10 protein-coding genes, 1 tRNA gene and 3 rRNA genes are annotated in these 17,306 nt (G+C 56.1%); 5 read left to right on the top strand and 9 right to left on the bottom strand.

What is annotated here, in order from left to right; translation table 11 throughout:
• Nucleotides 1-18: 18 nt before the first annotated feature.
• Entirely contained in the window at nucleotides 19-297 is a 279-nt protein-coding gene (locus JK621_RS18395; RefSeq protein WP_212557108.1) for a hypothetical protein, read from the bottom strand.
• Here JK621_RS18395 and iclR point away from each other — a divergent pair.
• The 5 genes from iclR (at nucleotide 290) to JK621_RS18370 (ending at nucleotide 5,838) form a co-directional block, all read left to right on the top strand.
• Nucleotides 290-1,120 (top strand): glyoxylate bypass operon transcriptional repressor IclR, encoded by an 831-nt coding sequence (iclR, locus tag JK621_RS18390; protein WP_126485658.1) that lies wholly within the window; start codon nucleotides 290-292, stop codon nucleotides 1,118-1,120. The two genes, JK621_RS18395 and iclR, sit on opposite strands and share 8 nt — an antisense overlap.
• 234 nt (nucleotides 1,121-1,354) lie before the next feature.
• On the top strand, nucleotides 1,355-1,894 hold the full coding sequence (gntK, locus tag JK621_RS18385; protein ID WP_212557107.1) for a gluconokinase: 540 nt from the start codon (nucleotides 1,355-1,357) through the stop codon (nucleotides 1,892-1,894).
• A complete protein-coding gene (gene gntU, locus JK621_RS18380) occupies nucleotides 1,891-3,228 on the top strand; it encodes a gluconate transporter (RefSeq protein ID WP_212557106.1) in 1,338 nt (445 codons plus the stop codon). The genes gntK and gntU overlap by 4 nt, the downstream gene beginning before the upstream one ends.
• Nucleotides 3,229-3,338: 110 nt before the next feature.
• The gene (edd, locus tag JK621_RS18375; RefSeq protein ID WP_212557105.1) at nucleotides 3,339-5,153 is read left to right on the top strand and encodes a phosphogluconate dehydratase; all 1,815 of its coding nucleotides are present in this window, start codon (nucleotides 3,339-3,341) and stop codon (nucleotides 5,151-5,153) included.
• A gap of 43 nt (nucleotides 5,154-5,196) precedes the next feature.
• The gene (locus JK621_RS18370; RefSeq protein WP_212557104.1) at nucleotides 5,197-5,838 is read left to right on the top strand and encodes a bifunctional 4-hydroxy-2-oxoglutarate aldolase/2-dehydro-3-deoxy-phosphogluconate aldolase; all 642 of its coding nucleotides are present in this window, start codon (nucleotides 5,197-5,199) and stop codon (nucleotides 5,836-5,838) included.
• Between the two features lie 27 nt (nucleotides 5,839-5,865).
• On the opposite strand, the gene aceK is transcribed toward JK621_RS18370, so the two are convergent.
• The 8 genes from aceK to JK621_RS18330 form a co-directional block, all read right to left on the bottom strand.
• Complete coding sequence (aceK, locus tag JK621_RS18365; protein WP_212557103.1) at nucleotides 5,866-7,620, bottom strand: bifunctional isocitrate dehydrogenase kinase/phosphatase; 1,755 nt, start codon at nucleotides 7,618-7,620, stop codon at nucleotides 5,866-5,868.
• A 69-nt stretch (nucleotides 7,621-7,689) separates the two neighbouring features.
• Entirely contained in the window at nucleotides 7,690-8,997 is a 1,308-nt protein-coding gene (gene aceA / locus JK621_RS18360; RefSeq protein ID WP_212557102.1) for an isocitrate lyase, read from the bottom strand.
• 47 nt (nucleotides 8,998-9,044) lie between these two features.
• Nucleotides 9,045-10,643: a malate synthase A gene (gene aceB, locus JK621_RS18355; RefSeq protein WP_212557101.1), complete on the bottom strand. Its 1,599-nt coding sequence runs from the start codon at nucleotides 10,641-10,643 to the stop codon at nucleotides 9,045-9,047.
• 387 nt (nucleotides 10,644-11,030) lie between these two features.
• A complete protein-coding gene (gene metA / locus JK621_RS18350) occupies nucleotides 11,031-11,960 on the bottom strand; it encodes a homoserine O-acetyltransferase MetA (RefSeq protein ID WP_126485670.1) in 930 nt (309 codons plus the stop codon).
• 195 nt (nucleotides 11,961-12,155) lie between these two features.
• Nucleotides 12,156-12,271: ribosomal RNA gene (gene rrf, locus JK621_RS18345) — 5S ribosomal RNA — on the bottom strand.
• Between the two features lie 102 nt (nucleotides 12,272-12,373).
• A 23S ribosomal RNA gene (locus tag JK621_RS18340) occupies nucleotides 12,374-15,281 on the bottom strand.
• Between the two features lie 235 nt (nucleotides 15,282-15,516).
• Nucleotides 15,517-15,592 (bottom strand) — tRNA-Glu (locus tag JK621_RS18335).
• A 145-nt stretch (nucleotides 15,593-15,737) separates the two neighbouring features.
• Nucleotides 15,738-17,279 (bottom strand): 16S ribosomal RNA (locus JK621_RS18330).
• The 16S, 23S and 5S rRNA genes sit together here with 1 tRNA gene alongside, the layout of an rRNA operon.
• Between the last annotated feature and the right edge of the window lie 27 nt (nucleotides 17,280-17,306).

The following is a 17,306-nucleotide window of genomic DNA, read 5'->3' as shown; positions in this document are numbered from 1 at the left end:
TTGCATACCCTGTGGATTTCAAGTTGCGGCCAGGCTGCCCAGCTTGTTCAGCCCCCGGAGCTTACTCAAGCCAAGTGACTGGGGTGAACCCGTGCAGGCAACCACGCTGCGGCTTGAAAGACGATGGGTATCGGCCATCCTAGCACAGGTTGTATGGGCAAAGTGGCGTGCGGCTATTGAGAGTTTTTCAGGTTGGCGGCCAACACATCCGATGAGCTGATTGACGGCTTGCAATTCATCTGCAAAAAACGAAAATGAATTCCATAATACGGAAAGAGGAATGTGAATTATGGTCACCCCCGCTCCCGCCAAACGCGGCAAAAAGCCCCGCGCCGCCTCACCGGCCGCCAGCGCGGCGACCGGTCAGGTTCAATCGCTGACCCGTGGCCTGAAACTGCTGGAATACATTGCCGAAGCCCAGGGAAACGTGGCGCTGACCGATCTGGCCCAGCAGGCCGGGCTGCCGAACTCCACCACCCACCGCCTGCTCACCACCATGCAACAGCAGGGATTCGTGCGGCAGGTGGGCGATCTGGGCCTGTGGACCATTGGCTCGCACGCCTTTGTGGTCGGCAGCAGCTTTCTGCAAAGCCGCAACCTGCTGGCGATGGTGCACCCGACGCTGCGCCGTCTGATGGAAGAATCCGGCGAGACGGTCAATCTGGCCGTGCTGGATACCAGCGAGTATCAGGCCATCATTATCGATCAGGTGCAATGCACCGCGCTGATGCGCATGTCGGCGCCGATCGGCGGTAAACTGCCGATGCACGCCTCCGGTGCGGGGAAAGCGTTTCTCTCTACCCTGTCGGATGAGCAAGTCACCAAACTGCTGCATAAAAAGGGCATGCAGACCTACACCCAGCATACGATGACGCCGCATAACCTGAAGGAAGGGCTGGCGCAGATCCGCAAGCAGGGCTTTTCCTTCGACGACGAAGAGCATGCCCTCGGCCTGCGCTGCGTGGCGGCCTGCATTTTCGACGAGCACCGGGAAGCCTTCGCCGCCATTTCGATCTCCGGCCCGGTGTCGCGCATCACCGACAACCGCGTGATCGAACTGGGCGCGCTGGTGATCCACGCCGCAAAAGAGATCAGCCTGGAGTACGGCGGCATACGCTGAAATTGCCCCGGAGCGCCGGCGGCGGCGCTCCGTCCCCCCCTGTTGTCAGCATGTAAAACTCTGTAGGCAGAGTGTTTCCAGCCCCGAAAAAAACTTGAAGCCGATCACAGTTAACGATCCTCACCGCTAAAGCTCATTGCAACCGGCCAAACTTCCTTCGACAATGTTACCGATAACATGTTACCGGTAACAACGCATACAAGGTAACCCTATTTGCCGTTTTGGAGCTAAGCCATGACCAACAATCAAAACCGAATCTACGTCATCATGGGCGTTTCCGGCAGCGGCAAATCCGCCGTGGCCGCGGCGGCCGCCCGCCAACTGTCCGCCGGGTTCCTCGACGGCGATTTCCTGCACCCGCGCAGCAATATCCTGAAAATGGCCGCCGGTGAGCCGCTCAACGATGACGACCGCGCCCCGTGGCTGGCCGCGCTCAACGACGCAGCCTTCGCCATGCAGCGCACCAACAGCGTGTCGATCATCGTCTGCTCTGCGCTGAAAAAGCATTACCGCGACCGCCTGCGCGCCGGCAACGGCAACCTGTCATTCATCTATCTGCACGGCGATTTCCCGGTGATCGAAGCCCGTCTCGCTGCGCGCAACGGCCACTTCTTCAAACCGCAAATGCTGGTCACCCAGTTCGCCGCGCTGGAACAGCCGGGCATCGATGAAAGCGACGTGATGGCAGTCGACATCAATCAGCCGCTGGAGGGCGTCATTGCCGATACGGTGCGCCATATCCAAAGCTTCCTGCCGCAGGACGTGTGCGCGTGAGTACGATAACGCTGGTCGGTACCGCAGTCGGCTCGGTTTTACTGCTGTTATTCCTGGTGATGAAGGCGCGCATGCACGCCTTCGTTGCGTTAATGCTGGTGTCTATCGCCGCCGGTATCTTCTCCGGCATGCCGCTCGACCGCATCGCCGACACCATGCAAAAAGGCATGGGCGATACGCTGGGCTTTCTGGCGATTGTGGTGGCGCTGGGTGCCATGTTCGGCAAGATCCTGCATGAGGTCGGCGCGCTGGACCAGATTGCGGCGCATTTACTGAAACGTTTCGGTCAGAGCAAGGCGCATTATGCCCTTGGCATCGCCGGTTTGATCTGCGCCCTGCCGCTGTTCTTTGACGTGGCGGTGGTGCTGCTGATCGGCATCGTCTTTGCCGTGGCGCGCCGCACCGACGGCAACATCGTCAAGCTGGCCATTCCGCTGTTTGCCGGCGTCGCGGCAGCCGCTTCGTTCCTGCTGCCGGGGCCGGTGCCGATGCTGCTGGCCTCTCAGATGAAGGCCGATTTCGGCTGGATGATCGCCATCGGGCTGGTCGCCGCCATTCTCGGCATGCTGATTGCAGGCCCATTGTACGGCAGCTTTATCAGCCGCTTCGTTAACTGGCCAATGCCGGCGGACGAAAACGAACCGACGCTCAATAAGGGCAACCTGCCGTCATTTGGCTTTAGCCTGGCGCTGGTACTCTGCCCGCTGGTGCTGGTCGGCATGAAAACCATCGGCGCGCGGCTGGTCACGCCCGGCTCGCAATTGCAGCAGTGGCTGGAGTTTATCGGCCACCCGTTCACCGCCATTTTGATCGCCTGTCTGATCGTGATTTACGGTCTGGCGAAACCGCGCGGCATGACCAATGAACAAACGCTGGCCATCTGCTCTGCGGCGGTGCAACCCGCCGGGATTATCCTGCTGATGACCGGCGCGGGCGGCGTATTCAAACAGATCCTGGTGGATTCCGGCGTTGGCCCGGCGCTGGGTGACGCCATGATAGGCGCAGGCCTGCCGATCGCCGTAGCCTGCTTCGCGCTTTCCGCCGTAGTGCGGGTGATTCAGGGTTCTGCGACCGTCGCCTGCCTCACCACCGTCGGCCTGGTGCTGCCGGTCACCGGCCAACTGGGACTGGGCGGTGGGCAACTGGCCGCGCTGGCTATCTGCATCGCCGGCGGCTCGATTGTGCTCAGCCACGTGAACGACGCCGGTTTCTGGCTGTTCGGTAAATTTACCGGCGCCAACGAACTGCAAACGCTGAAAACCTGGACGGTGATGGAAACCATTCTGGGCAGCGTGGGTGGGATCATCGGCATGGTCGCCTTCACGATGTTTTAAAAAAATATAACGACATAACCCGCCCCCGGTCATTGCACATCAGGGCTGCAGTCAACCACCGGGGGCAGCGCCACTGGCGACGTCAATAACAACAGCAATGTGAGGAAGGTATGATCAATCCAATCCTGTCTCGTGTCACACAGCGCATCATCGACCGCTCAAAAGAGAGCCGAACCGCCTATCTGGCGCGTATCGAGGCCGCCCGCTCCCAAACCGTGCACCGCTCGCAACTGGCCTGCGGCAACCTGGCGCATGGCTTTGCCGCCTGCCAACCGGATGATAAAGCCGCGCTGAAAAACATGGTGCGCAGCGATATCGCCATCATCACCGCCTATAACGATATGCTTTCCGCCCACCAGCCTTATGAGAATTATCCGCAACGGCTGAAACAGGCGCTGCACGCGGTGGGAGCGGTCGGCCAGGTGGCCGGTGGCGTGCCGGCGATGTGCGATGGCGTAACCCAGGGCCAGGACGGCATGGAGCTGTCGCTGATGAGCCGCGACGTGATTGCCATGTCTTCCGCTATTGGCCTGTCGCACAACATGTTCGACGGTGCGCTGTTTCTCGGCATTTGCGATAAAATCGTACCGGGGCTGGTGATGTCCGCCCTGTCCTTCGGCCATTTGCCTGCGCTGTTTGTCCCCGCCGGCCCGATGAGCAGCGGTTTGCCGAACAAAGAAAAGGTACGCGTACGCCAGCTGTACGCCGAAGGCAAGGCTGACCGCCTGGCGCTGCTGGAAGCGGAGGCCGCCTCTTATCACGGCATCGGCACCTGCACCTTCTACGGCACCGCCAACACCAACCAGATGGTGATGGAAGTGATGGGCCTGCACCTGCCGGGCGCGTCCTTTGTTCACCCCGCCACGCCGCTGCGCGATGCCCTGACCGACGCCGCCGCGCGCCAGGTCACCCGCCTGACCGAAACCGCCGGCAATTACCTGCCCGTCGGCCAACTGGTGGATGAAAAAGTGGTGGTGAACGGCATCATTGCGCTGCTGGCCACCGGCGGCTCCACCAACCTGACCATGCACATGGTGGCGATGGCGCGCGCTGCCGGCATCATCATCAACTGGGACGACTTCTCAGAACTGTCAGATGCGGTGCCGCTGCTGTGCCGCATCTACCCAAACGGCCCGGCGGACATCAATCAGTTCCAGGCTGCAGGCGGCGTAGCCTTGGTGGTACGTGAGCTCTTGAAGCATGGCCTGCTGCACGAGGATGTGCACACCGTGGCCGGTTTTGGCCTGGCGCGTTACACCCAGGAGCCGTGGCTGGATAACGGCCAACTGGCCTGGCGTGAAGGGGTGGAAAGTTCGCTCGACGCCAAGGTTATCGCCAGTATTGCCCAACCGTTCGAACATCACGGCGGCACCAAGGTGCTTTCCGGCAACCTCGGCCGGGCGGTGATGAAAACCTCGGCGGTGCCGACCGACAATCAGATTATCGAAGCGCCTGCGGTAGTCTTCGAAAGCCAGCACGACATCGTACCGGCGTTCGAAGCCGGCAAACTGGATCGCGATTGCGTGGTGGTGGTGCGTTTCCAGGGGCCACAGGCCAACGGCATGCCAGAACTGCACAAGCTGATGCCGCCGCTGGGCGTATTGATGGATCGCGGTTTCAAGGTGGCGCTGGTGACCGACGGCCGCCTGTCCGGCGCTTCCGGCAAGGTGCCCTCCGCCATCCACGTTACCCCGGAAGCCTACACCGGCGGCCTGCTGGCGAAGGTGCAAAACGGCGACCCGATCCGCGTTAACGGCCGCACCGGCGAGCTGGAATTGTTGGTCGACACCGATGTGCTGGCTCAGCGCGCCCCCTCTCAGCCGGACCTGAGCGCGGAACACGTCGGCTGTGGCCGCGAACTGTTCGGCGCCTTACGCAGCCAGCTTTCCGGCGCGGAACAAGGTGCCTGCTGCATTAAATTTTAATCGTTGGCATGGCCACGGCGGCCATAACTGGAGAACATCGTTAATGAACAATTGGAAGACAAGCGCAGAGCAAATCCTGCTGGCCGGGCCGGTCGTACCGGTGATCGTGATCAACAAGCTCGAACACGCGGTTCCGCTGGCAAAAGCCCTGGTCGCCGGCGGCGTGCGGGTGCTGGAAGTGACGCTGCGCACTGCGTGTGCGATGGATGCGATTCGCGCCATTGCCCAGGAAGTGCCGGACGCGATTATCGGCGCAGGCACCGTCATTAACCCGCAGCAATTGCGGCAGGTGACCGACGCCGGCGCACAGTTCGCCATCAGCCCGGGCCTGACCGACGAGTTGTTGAAAGCGGCCACCGCCGGTTCGATCCCGTTAATTCCCGGTATCAGCACCGTGTCTGAACTGATGCTGGGTATGGATTATGGCCTGCGCGAGTTCAAGTTCTTCCCGGCGGAAGCCAACGGCGGCGTGAAAGCGCTGCAGGCGATCGGCGGCCCGTTCCCGCAGGTGCGCTTCTGCCCCACCGGCGGCATTTCGCCGGGTAACTACCGCGACTATTTGGCGCTGAAAAGCGTGCTGTGCATCGGCGGCTCCTGGCTGGTGCCGGCGGATGCGCTGGAAAACGGCGACTACGCGCGCATCACCGAATTGGCGCGCGCAGCCGTTGCGGGTGCTGCGGCTTAATCGTATCGGGCGCGGCATGCCGCGCCCCTACGCGGTGGCTGATATCGCGGGCAGCTCCGTGCCGCTACGCTGACTGAAACGCCGCTTCTTGCGGTAAGCGAACACGTCCTCCACATACCCATCGCGGATGCGCTGCTGCAACCCGCGCCAGTAGTCGGCCTCAAACAGATCGCTGTGCATCTCTTCAAACACCTGGCGGATGCGTCGATCACCGCACAGAAAATGCCTGAATTCCTCCGGAAACACGTCGTTCGGCGACACGCTGTACCAGGGCTCGCTGGCCAGTTCGTCTTCCGGATAGCGCGGCGGCGGAATATCGCGGAAATTCACCTCGGTCATGTAGCAAATTTCATCGTAATCGTAGAACACCACCCGCCCGTGACGGGTCACGCCGAAATTCTTGAACAGCATATCGCCGGGGAAAATATTGGCTGCCGCCAGTTGCTTGATGGCGTTGCCGTACTCCTCAATCGCATCGCGTATCTGCTGCTCACTGGCCTGCTCCAGATACAGGTTCAGCGGCGTCATGCGCCTTTCCATATACAGATGCTTGATTACGATGCGATCGCCCAGATCCTCCAGCTTGTCCGGCACCTCGCGCTGCAGCTCCGCCAACAGCTCCGGGCTGAGACGCGCCTTGTCGACGACGAAATTCTCGTATTCCTGGGTATCCGCCATACGTCCGACGCGATCGTGCTCTTTCACCAGTTGATAACAGGCCATCACCTGCGCCTGCGTCACCTCTTTTTGCGGTGCGAACTGATCTTTAATCACTTTGAATACCCGATCGAACGACGGCAGAGTAAATACCAGCATCACCATGCCCTTAACCCCGGGCGCGATGATGAACTGCTCCTGCGAGCGGGCCATAAACGTCAGGTATTCGCGGTAACATTCTGTTTTACCGTGCTTCTGGCAGCCAATCGCCATATACAACTCGGCGGTGGTTTTACCCGGCAGGATCTCGCGCAGCCACTCGACCATAGCCGCCGGCAACGGTGCATAAACCATGAAGTACGAGCGGGCGAAGCCGAACACGATGCTGGCCTCGGCCTTGCTGGTCAGGCAGGTGTCGATAAACAGCGCGCCGGAATCACTGTGATGAATAGGCAGCAGGAAAGGATAAACCCCCTCCGCCAATCGCAGTTTGCCGACCAGCCAGGCAGCCTTGTTGCGGTAAAACAGCTCATTGGCGATCTGGAACGTCGCCCCCGCCAGTTGTTGTGCGCTGAAACTCTGCTGCAATGCCAGGGTGATGTAATGAATATCGCGCGGCAAGTTTTCCCACGGCAAACGCAGGGGTAAATCGGTCAGCAGGGTGTGCAGCATCGCCGGGACGTCGCCGCCGGCGGTAAAATTGCGCGACAGCGGGCGCGGGATGTCGCGAAAACGCCCTTCCGGCTGAGAACTGAAAACAAACAACTTTTCCGGCGTCAGATCGCGATGCCGGAACAGACGGCAGTAAACCGAATTAAAGAAGCTCTCGGCAATCTCGAAACGCGGGTACTCCGGCAACAAATCGGTATAGACCGCCTTCACCCGGCAAGGGAAATCCGCATCGAAATATTTTTGCCCGGTGATGCACTTGAGTTGCTCCACCACCAGACCGACATGATGATCATACAGATGGATACGCTTTTTCATCGCCTGCTGCACGGCCGGCCAATCCGCCCGCTCAAAGCGCTGCTGCGCGCCGGCGGTCACCTCAAGGAAACGGCCGTATTGCGCATCAAAGCCCTGCAGGATCGTCTGAGCGATCAACAGCTCCAGTTTTGCCGCCATCCTTACCTCCCGCCAGAAAACAGAGCCTGCATAAGCAGGCTCTGGAATACCCGTGTCAGTACTGTTGCATCAGAACTGCTGCTCTTCCGTCGAACCGGTCAGTGCGGTCACCGAGGACGCCCCACCCTGAATAATGGTGGTGACTTTATCGAAGTAGCCGGTACCCACTTCCTGCTGGTGTGAAGCGAAGGTATAGCCACGTTCAACGGCGGCGAATTCCGGCTCTTGTACCTTCTCGACGTAGTGTTTCATGCCTTCACCCTGCGCGTAGGCGTGCGCCAGGTCGAACATGTTGAACCACATGCTGTGGATGCCCGCCAGGGTAATGAACTGGTATTTGTAGCCCATCGCGGACAGCTCTTCCTGGAAGCGGGCGATAGTCTGATCGTCCAGATTCTTTTTCCAGTTGAATGACGGCGAGCAGTTGTATGCCAGCAGCTTACCCGGGAATTTGGCATGAATGGCGTCGGCGAAACGCTTGGCCGCTTGCAGATCCGGGGTTGAGGTTTCGCACCACACCATGTCCGCGTAAGGAGAGTAGGCCAGCCCGCGGCTGATCGCCTGTTCAATGCCCGCATGGGTGCGGAAAAAGCCCTCTGCGGTGCGTTCACCGGAAACGAACTCGCTGTCGTAAGGATCGCAATCGGACGTCAGCAAATCAGCCGCATCGGCGTCAGTACGCGCGATCACCAGCGTCGGCACGCCGAGTACGTCGGCCGCCAGACGCGCGGCGACCAGCTTCTGAATCGCCTCCTGGGTTGGCACCAGCACTTTGCCGCCCATATGGCCGCATTTTTTTACCGCCGCCAGTTGGTCTTCGAAATGCACCCCGGCGGCGCCGGCTTCAATCATCGCTTTCATCAGTTCATAGGCGTTCAGTACGCCGCCAAAGCCGGCTTCCGCATCGGCGACGATCGGCAGGAAGAAATCGGTGTAGCCTTTGCTGCCCGGTTCAATCTTGTTGGACCACTGGATCTGATCGGCACGGCGGAAAGTATTGTTGATACGCTCAACCACCGTCGGGACCGAGTCAACCGGGTACAGCGACTGGTCCGGGTACATCGCGGTCGCGGTGTTGGCATCCGCCGCCACCTGCCAGCCAGACAGGTAAATTGCCTCGACGCCCGCTTTGGCCTGCTGCAACGCCTGGCCGCCGGTGAGCGCACCCAGACAGTTAACGTAGCCTTTGCGTGATTTGCCATTCAGCAGATCCCAAAGTTTGGCAGCGCCGTTCTGCGCCAGGGTACAAACCGGGTTGACCGACCCGCGCAGGTTGATCACGTCTTCAGCGCTATATGGGCGAGTGATGCCTGCCCAGCGGGCCGATTTCCATTCCTGTTCCAGCTGTTGAATCTGTTGGGTACGTGAGGTAGACATAATTTTTATCCTTTTCAATAATGTAGGGTTAATGTTCAGGAATGTTTTCAGGCCAGTAATTCGTAGCCGGGCAATGTCAGAAAATCGATCAGCTCATCTGAAACGGTGATTTTCTCCATCAGACGCGCGGCCTCGGTAAAACGCCCGTGGCTGAAACGTTGCTCACCGAGTTCTTCTTGAATAACGAGAACTTCTTCGGCAAGCATCTGACGGAACAGCGCTTTGGTGACCAGTTGACCATCGCTGAGGGATTTTTCATGGTGGATCCACTGCCAGATCGAGGTACGGGAGATTTCTGCCGTCGCCGCATCCTCCATCAGCCCGTAAATCGGTACGCAACCGTTGCCGGAGATCCAGGCCTCAATGTATTGCACCGCCACGCGAATGTTGGCGCGCATGCCGGCTTCGGTCCGCTCGCCGTCGCACGGTTCCAGCAGTTGAGCGGCGCTGATCGGCGCATCGTTTTCACGCAGCACTTCCAGCTGGTTGCGGCGCTCGCCTAGCACCCGGCTGAACACCTCCATCACGGTATCCGCCAATCCCGGGTGCGCCACCCAGGTGCCGTCGTGGCCGTTATTGGCCTCCAGTTCTTTATCCGCCCGTACCTTATTCAGCACCCAGGCGTTTTTCTCGGCGTCTTTACTCGGGATAAACGCCGCCATGCCACCCATCGCGAAGGCGCCACGTTTATGGCAGGTTTTGATCAGCAAGCGGGAATAGGCGCTGAGGAACGATTTGTCCATGGTGACCGACTGACGATCCGGCAATACCCGGTCAGCATGGTTTTTCAGCGTTTTTATGTAGCTGAAGATGTAATCCCAACGGCCGCAGTTCAACCCGACGATATGGTCGCGCAGGTGATAGAGGATCTCGTCCATCTGGAAGACCGCCGGCAAGGTTTCGATCAGTACCGTGGCTTTGATGGTGCCGCGCGGCAAATCAAAACGATCCTCGGTAAAGCTGAAGACTTCGCCCCACCAGGCCGCTTCCTGCCAGGACTGGGTTTTCGGCAGATAGAAGTAAGGGCCGCTGCCTTTTTCCAGCAGTTGGCGGTAGTTGTGGAAGAAATACAGCGCGAAATCAAACAGGCCACCGGGGATCGCCTCACCCTGCCACTGCACGTGTTTCTCCGGCAGATGCAGGCCACGCACACGGGCGATCAAGACCGCCGGATTCGGCTTCAACTGGTAAATTTTTCCGGCTTCGTTGGTATAGGAGATGGTGCCATTCACTGCATCATGCAGGTTGATTTGCCCCTCGATCACTTTGTCCCAGCTTGGCGCAAGCGAGTCTTCGAAATCAGCCATAAACACCTTCACGTTGGCGTTCAGGGCATTGATCACCATCTTGCGTTCAACCGGCCCGGTGATCTCCACCCGACGATCGCGCAGATCATCAGGAATACCGCGAATTTTCCACTCACCTTCACGAATGGAATTAGTTTCCGAAATAAATTCAGGAAGATCGCCTTGATCGATCTTCTGTTGCCAGCAGGCGCGCGCAGCCAAAAGCTTGTTGCGTTGTGGAGTAAACTTACTCACCAGTTCCGCCAGGAATTCGACTGCGTCATCCGTTAACACCTGTCGCTCAGCAGCGGTAAAACCCTGCGTAAACGTTAACTCCGTGCCTACTATCTGTTGCGTCATTGTCTTACTCCTTCCCATTGTTGCGCACCTGCCATCGCCAGGAGACCGGTGCCTCTTTATCAGAAATCAATGTGGATCAGGGCATGCAAAACGATCTCGGCTGGTCAGATCTCAACCCCATTGGATCTAAGAATACTCAACTAAAAATAAAAATCAAAAACGATTTCCATTTTAATATTAAATATTTAATTAACCCATTATTATCAATAAGTTAATTTATATAATGAATTTAAAAAACAAGGAAACCGGTTCCATTACCATGAAGAAATAGAAGTAATCATTTGTTTATAAAGGGATTTAACTGAAAATATGATGAGGGAAATGGGTTATGACAGGGAGGCGAAGACATCGGCGGCCTCGATTCAGCCGCCGGTTAAGACAAAAACGTTACTCGAGAGTGGGATTCATATGACGCAGATCGTACGGTGTGATCTGGTAAACATAGTAATTCAGCCAGTTGGCGAACAAGAGATGCCCATGACTACGCCAGGAGGCTTTTGGGGTGAGTGCAGGATTATCATCAGGGAAGTAGTTAAGCGGAACAACGGGGTTAAGGCCGGCCTCGTTATCGCGACAATACTCACCCGCTAACGTCAACGCATCATATTCCGGGTGACCCGTCACAAATGCCAGCCGCTTGTCCTTACTGGCGAATAAATAAGCCCCGGTTTGCTCCGACTCAGCCAGAATGTCCAGATCTGTGTATTGACGAATAATCTCCGTAGGGAAGTCCGCGTAGCGTGAATGCGGAGCCAGGAAGGTTTCATCAAAGCCACGAGTCAGCAGCGCATGTTGCTGCAGCGTCTGGTGCTGATAAACGCCTGAGAGCTTCTCCTCACGCGTCATCTTCGGGATACCGTACAGGATATTCAACGCAGCCTGTACCGCCCAGCACACAAACAGCGTGGAGGTGACGTGGTTTTTCGCCCAGTCTATGACACGCTCTATCTGCGGCCAGTAGGCAACGTCACAGAAATCAACTAACCCCAACGGCGCGCCGGTTACGATCAGGCCATCGAAATTCTGATCCTGAATATCTTCGAAATCGCAGTAAAAATTGTTCAGATGCTCCGCCGGCGTGTTCTTCGACTCACGGCTGTCGATACGCAGCAGTTGGATGTCAATTTGCAGCGAGGAGTTGGAAAGCAGACGTAAAAACTGGTTTTCCGTCTCGATCTTCTTTGGCATCAGGTTGAGGATCAATACTTTCAACGGCCTGATTTCCTGTGTTTTTGCCCGAGAGGATGTCATTACAAAGACATTCTCATTGCGCAAGAAACTGACCGCAGGTAACTCATCAGGAACACGAATCGGCATTGCTTAATCCTCACACATCCGTTTATACGTTTAGACTTCTAGATGCCTGAAGATAGCGTTTTTTGGGCACAATGTCGAGTGTTCAACGGTAAGGTGAAAATGTTTCATTACCTCGAGACAGGCGGGAAATCGTACTTTTGGACGGGCACAAAGCAAAAAGGCCATCCTTGCGGATGGCCTCTTGGCTTAATTGATGCCTGGCAGTGTCCTACTCTCGCATGGGGAGACCCCACACTACCATCGGCGCTACGGCGTTTCACTTCTGAGTTCGGCATGGGGTCAGGTGGGACCACCGCGCTATTGCCGCCAGGCAAATTCTGTTTCATTCCAACCGCTTCACTCTCGTGTCGCCATCGAAACCAATCTCGGAACTTCGCTGAAAATCTCTCAAATCAAAACACCTTCGGTGTTGTAAGGTTAAGCCTCACGGATCATTAGTACTGGTTAGCTCAATGCATCGCTGCACTTACACACCCAGCCTATCAACGTCTTAGTCTTAAACGTTCCTTCAGGGGCCTTAAAGGCCCAGGGAAGACTCATCTCGAGGCAAGTTTCGCGCTTAGATGCTTTCAGCGCTTATCTTTTCCGCACTTAGCTACCGGGCAGTGCCATTGGCATGACAACCCGAACACCAGTGGTGCGTTCACTCCGGTCCTCTCGTACTAGGAGCAACCCCTCTCAATCTTCCAACGCCCACGGCAGATAGGGACCGAACTGTCTCACGACGTTCTAAACCCAGCTCGCGTACCACTTTAAATGGCGAACAGCCATACCCTTGGGACCTACTTCAGCCCCAGGATGTGATGAGCCGACATCGAGGTGCCAAACACCGCCGTCGATATGAACTCTTGGGCGGTATCAGCCTGTTATCCCCGGAGTACCTTTTATCCGTTGAGCGATGGCCCTTCCATTCAGAACCACCGGATCACTAAGACCTACTTTCGTACCTGCTCGAGCCGTCACTCTCGCAGTCAAGCTAGCTTATGCCTTTGCACTAACCTCACGATGTCCGACCGTGATTAGCTAACCTTCGTGCTCCTCCGTTACTCTTTGGGAGGAGACCGCCCCAGTCAAACTACCCACCAGACACTGTCCTCACCCCGGATTACGGGGCCGAGTTAGAACATCAAACATTAAAGGGTGGTATTTCAAGGTTGGCTCCACGCAGACTGGCGTCCACGCTTCAAAGCCTCCCACCTATCCTACACATCAAGGCTCAATGTTCAGTGTCAAGCTATAGTAAAGGTTCACGGGGTCTTTCCGTCTTGCCGCGGGTACACTGCATCTTCACAGCGAGTTCAATTTCACTGAGTCTCGGGTGGAGACAGCCTGGCCATCATTACGCCATTCGTGCAGGTCGGAACTTACCCGACAAGGAATTTCGCTACCTTAGGACCGTTATAGTTACGGCCGCCGTTTACTGGGGCTTCGATCAAGAGCTTCGCCTTGCGGCTGACCCCATCAATTAACCTTCCAGCACCGGGCAGGCGTCACACCGTATACGTCCACTTTCGTGTTTGCACAGTGCTGTGTTTTTATTAAACAGTTGCAGCCAGCTGGTATCTGCGACTGGCTTCAGCTCCGAGAGCAAGTCTCTTCACCTACGCGCCAGCGTGCCTTCTCCCGAAGTTACGGCACCATTTTGCCTAGTTCCTTCACCCGAGTTCTCTCAAGCGCCTGGGTATTCTCTACCTGACCACCTGTGTCGGTTTGGGGTACGATTCTGTGTTACCTGATGCTTAGAGGCTTTTCCTGGAAGCTTGGCATCAACTACTTCTGCACCGTAGTGCATCGTCATCACGCCTCAGGGTTGAATAAGAGAACGGATTTACCAATTCTCTCCCCCTACACGCTTAAACCGGGACAACCGTCGCCCGGCTAGCCTAGCCTTCTCCGTCCCCCCTTCGCAGTAACACCGAGTACAGGAATATTAACCTGTTTCCCATCGACTACGCCTTTCGGCCTCGCCTTAGGGGTCGACTCACCCTGCCCCGATTAACGTTGGACAGGAACCCTTGGTCTTCCGGCGAGCGGGTTTTTCACCCGCTTTATCGTTACTTATGTCAGCATTCGCACTTCTGATACCTCCAGCAACCCTCACAGGCCACCTTCAACGGCTTACAGAACGCTCCCCTACCCAACAACGCTAAGCGTCGCTGCCGCAGCTTCGGTGCATGGTTTAGCCCCGTTACATCTTCCGCGCAGGCCGACTCGACCAGTGAGCTATTACGCTTTCTTTAAATGATGGCTGCTTCTAAGCCAACATCCTGGCTGTCTATGCCTTCCCACATCGTTTCCCACTTAACCATGACTTTGGGACCTTAGCTGGCGGTCTGGGTTGTTTCCCTCTTCACGACGGACGTTAGCACCCGCCGTGTGTCTCCCGTGATAACATTCTTCGGTATTCGGAGTTTGCATCGGTTTGGTAAGCCGGGATGGCCCCCTAGCCGAAACAGTGCTCTACCCCCGAAGATGAGTTCACGAGGCGCTACCTAAATAGCTTTCGGGGAGAACCAGCTATCTCCCGGTTTGATTGGCCTTTCACCCCCAGCCACAAGTCATCCGCTAATTTTTCAACATTAGTCGGTTCGGTCCTCCAGTTAGTGTTACCCAACCTTCAACCTGCCCATGGCTAGATCACCGGGTTTCGGGTCTATACCTTGCAACTATTCGCCCAGTTAAGACTCGGTTTCCCTACGGCTCCCCTATACGGTTAACCTTGCTACAAAATATAAGTCGCTGACCCATTATACAAAAGGTACGCAGTCACACCACGAAGGTGCTCCCACTGCTTGTACGTACACGGTTTCAGGTTCTATTTCACTCCCCTCGCCGGGGTTCTTTTCGCCTTTCCCTCACGGTACTGGTTCACTATCGGTCAGTCAGGAGTATTTAGCCTTGGAGGATGGTCCCCCCATATTCAGACAGGATGTCACGTGTCCCGCCCTACTCATCGAACTCACAGAATGTGCATTTTAGTGTACGGGACTATCACCCTTTACTGTGCGACTTTCCAGACGCTTCCACTAACACACAAACTGATTCAGGTTCTGGGCTGTTCCCCGTTCGCTCGCCGCTACTGGGGGAATCTCGGTTGATTTCTTTTCCTCGGGGTACTTAGATGTTTCAGTTCCCCCGGTTCGCCTCGTATGGCTATGTATTCACCATACGATAGTGTGTCGAAACACACTGGGTTTCCCCATTCGGGTATTGCCGGTTATAACGGTTCATATCACCTTACCGACACTTTTCGCAGATTAGCACGCCCTTCATCGCCTCTGACTGCCTAGGCATCCACCGTGTACGCTTAGTCACTTAACCTCACAACCCGAAGATGTTTCCATCGTTCGCATTGCTACATTTGAGAGACTCTATGACAGGTTAATCCTTATCCCAATACATCTACGGAGGGATAAGTTTCAGCTGTCATGTTTCAATTTTCAGCTTGTTCCAGATTGTTAAAGAGCAATATCTTAAACACGACTCGCAAGAGTCATCTTTAAGATGTTTTCGGTGATGACTCACCGGTGATAATGTCTTTCACTCATTATCGGATTGGCGTCCCCAAGGGGATTCGAACCCCTGTTACAGCCGTGAAAGGGCAGTGTCCTAGGCCTCTAGACGATGGGGACACGAAAATCCGATTAAACTGAACGTTTTAATCGGTTCGTATCAGCATGAGTCAGAGACTCATTACATCAACAGGTAGCGCTTTTGCTCATTACTTTTTCATCAGACAATCTGTGTGAGCACGCCACGCGAATCAATATCATTAGGTAAGGAGGTGATCCAACCGCAGGTTCCCCTACGGTTACCTTGTTACGACTTCACCCCAGTCATGAATCACAAAGTGGTAAGCGCCCTCCCGAAGGTTAAGCTACCTACTTCTTTTGCAACCCACTCCCATGGTGTGACGGGCGGTGTGTACAAGGCCCGGGAACGTATTCACCGTAGCATTCTGATCTACGATTACTAGCGATTCCGACTTCATGGAGTCGAGTTGCAGACTCCAATCCGGACTACGACGTACTTTATGAGGTCCGCTTGCTCTCGCGAGTTCGCTTCTCTTTGTATACGCCATTGTAGCACGTGTGTAGCCCTACTCGTAAGGGCCATGATGACTTGACGTCATCCCCACCTTCCTCCGGTTTATCACCGGCAGTCTCCTTTGAGTTCCCGACCGAATCGCTGGCAACAAAGGATAAGGGTTGCGCTCGTTGCGGGACTTAACCCAACATTTCACAACACGAGCTGACGACAGCCATGCAGCACCTGTCTCAGAGTTCCCGAAGGCACTAAGCTATCTCTAGCGAATTCTCTGGATGTCAAGAGTAGGTAAGGTTCTTCGCGTTGCATCGAATTAAACCACATGCTCCACCGCTTGTGCGGGCCCCCGTCAATTCATTTGAGTTTTAACCTTGCGGCCGTACTCCCCAGGCGGTCGATTTAACGCGTTAGCTCCGGAAGCCACGCCTCAAGGGCACAACCTCCAAATCGACATCGTTTACAGCGTGGACTACCAGGGTATCTAATCCTGTTTGCTCCCCACGCTTTCGCACCTGAGCGTCAGTCTTTGTCCAGGGGGCCGCCTTCGCCACCGGTATTCCTCCAGATCTCTACGCATTTCACCGCTACACCTGGAATTCTACCCCCCTCTACAAGACTCTAGCTTGCCAGTTTCAAATGCAGTTCCCACGTTAAGCGCGGGGATTTCACATCTGACTTAACAAACCGCCTGCGTGCGCTTTACGCCCAGTAATTCCGATTAACGCTTGCACCCTCCGTATTACCGCGGCTGCTGGCACGGAGTTAGCCGGTGCTTCTTCTGCGAGTAACGTCAATGCAATGTGCTATTAACACACTACCCTTCCTCCTCGCTGAAAGTGCTTTACAACCCTAAGGCCTTCTTCACACACGCGGCATGGCTGCATCAGGCTTGCGCCCATTGTGCAATATTCCCCACTGCTGCCTCCCGTAGGAGTCTGGACCGTGTCTCAGTTCCAGTGTGGCTGGTCATCCTCTCAGACCAGCTAGGGATCGTCGCCTAGGTGAGCCATTACCCCACCTACTAGCTAATCCCATCTGGGCACATCTGATGGCGTGAGGCCCGAAGGTCCCCCACTTTGGTCCGTAGACGTTATGCGGTATTAGCTACCGTTTCCAGTAGTTATCCCCCTCCATCAGGCAGTTTCCCAGACATTACTCACCCGTCCGCCGCTCGTCACCCAGAGAGCAAGCTCTCTTGTGCTACCGCTCGACTTGCATGTGTTAGGCCTGCCGCCAGCGTTCAATCTGAGCCATGATCAAACTCTTCAATTTAAAAGTTCGATTTGCTTCAACTCGTGA

The sequence above is a fragment of the Serratia plymuthica genome (genome assembly GCF_018336935.1).
In the GTDB taxonomy this organism is placed as follows: domain Bacteria; phylum Pseudomonadota; class Gammaproteobacteria; order Enterobacterales; family Enterobacteriaceae; genus Serratia; species Serratia plymuthica_B.
The sequence above is the reverse complement of the archived record's forward strand: the minus strand, read 5'-3'. Positions and strand labels throughout refer to the sequence as shown.